Annotated in this window: 1 protein-coding gene; it reads left to right on the top strand. The window is 35.6% G+C overall.

Translation table 11 applies throughout. The features are described 5' to 3' along the window. Positions 1-2,178: [protein-PII] uridylyltransferase family protein (locus ACY2V1_RS01565; protein WP_461833036.1), on the top strand; the 2,178-nt coding region annotated here is incomplete at both ends.

The following is a 2,178-nucleotide window of genomic DNA, read 5'->3' as shown; positions in this document are numbered from 1 at the left end:
TTAAACAAAGACATTTTCTGCGTCTTGGTGTTAGGGATTTTTTACAAGACTTATCTTTTAATGATCTGGTTATACAGATATCCAACTTAGCAGAAGTTTGTTTGCAGACAGGAATTGAGATCTTGAGCCCAGACATACCAAAGGAAGAATCAGCCAATTGCAGGCTCGCAGTATTGGGCCTTGGCAAATTAGGTGGAAAGGAGCTCAATTACGCATCTGACATTGATCTTATTTATATTTATGACCAAAAAGACAAGTCAATCCCATGTTCCTTTTACACATCTATGGTACAGAAATTAAATGACATAATGGGAGATATATTTGAAGGAGACAGGGTATTTAAGGTGGATATGCGTCTTAGACCAAAGGGAAGGTATGGAGAGCTTGTTCAATCTTATGACAGCGTAGTTGAGCACTATCTCATTTATGGTCAGGCCTGGGAGAGACAGGCCCTTTTAAAGGCCAGAGGCGTTGCTGGAGACAGAAATCTAGCTTCGCTTTTTCTTTCTGAAATAAGGCCATTTGTCTTTAGAAGATTTCTGGATTTTCAGGCAATTTCTGAGATTAAGTCCATGAGGGACAAAATCTTAGAGGAAACAGAACAACAATATAAAGATTACACTCACGATGTAAAATTGGGAATTGGTGGGATAAGAGAGGTAGAGTTTATTACTCAGGCATTTCAACTAATCTATGGTGGGAGGTGTCCAGAACTAGCAGAGACAAACACTCTTATCTGTTTTGATAAATTAGCCAGGCTAAAGTTAATGCCTCAAAAAGTTATAGATGAGCTAAAACAGGGGTACATATTTTTAAGAAGGGTGGAACACTGGATTCAATTAGACAGAAATAGACAATCTTCCAAGATTCCAAAATCAGACAGTGACAGACAAAGGCTCAGCAGGGCCTTAGGTTTTGCCACTACTGAAGAATTTTTTGACCATTTAAATATCCATACAAAAAAAATACATACACATTTTAAAGAACTATTTCATGAAACTTCGAAGTCAAGCGCCAAAAAACCTGTTATTAAAGAAGAGGATAAATATATACAAATACATCTAAGAGAAAATAAAGCCAGAATTCCAATAGCCAATTTCGAGCCTGGATTTCAAAAAAAGATAAAAAATATGCTTGAAGAGCTCAGTGACTTGCTTTCCCATGATGCCTTTTACGGCTTTGCAATGAGGGTTGGAACATTCTTATCAAAGGTGGAAAAAAGACCTGGCCTAAAAAAATTTTTAGAAGACAATCAAAATAGGGCAATAGAGATATTATCAGCTATTGGACGCTCAAGATTTGTATCCACTCTATTAAATTACCAGCCATCTTTAATCGAAGGGGTGTTCAATGATTTAGTTGGGGATTTTAAAAATGAATGGAAAAAACATGCAGAGGATATATTAGCTCCATTAAATTTTGAAGATTCAATTGAATGGATAAGAAAAATAAAAAATGAGAGGATGTTAACATTAGCAATACAGGATTTAAAAGGAGATATTCACCTTTATGACCTTTTATACTCCCTTACTGAATTAGCTGAATTTGTTATTCACTGGACTTATAAAAAGGTGCTTGAACATTTAAATATTGATATGGATTTTCCCCTGGCTATCTTGGGATTGGGAAAACTTGGATCAAGGGAGCTTGGATATTTTTCTGATCTGGATCTTATGTATGTATATCGGCCTTTAAAAGGCGAAAATCCGGATATTATACCCAACAAGGTAATAAATATAGTTCAGAGATTTAATAATGCATTAAAGATGCCCATGCAAGAAGGTCCAGGATATGAAGTAGATACACGGCTTAGACCAACGGGCAATTACGGTCCTCTGATTGTAACATTAAATAGATGGAAGGAATATTATACTAATGAAGCAGATATATGGGAAATTCAATCCCTTTTAAAATTAAGACCAATTGCTGGTAATGTTTTACTTTTAAAAAAAATCGAAGAATTAAAATATGATTTTTGCTCCCAAAAATTTGATGAAAGAGTAGTCTGGCAGAAGATATCTCATATGAGGGATAGAATAGTGAATGAGAGGTCTAAAGAAACAGAAGGTGTTGTGGATATAAAAACTGGCAGAGGAGGGCTTATAGATCTGGAATTCTTTGTCCAGGGCATGTTGCTAACTGGAAAAGTGTCCATGGAAGATGCACACAATAAAAATT

It is taken from the genome of Desulfothermus sp. (genome assembly GCF_053993635.1).
Note: the sequence above shows the minus strand (reverse complement) of the source record. Positions and strands in the feature narration are given on the sequence as shown.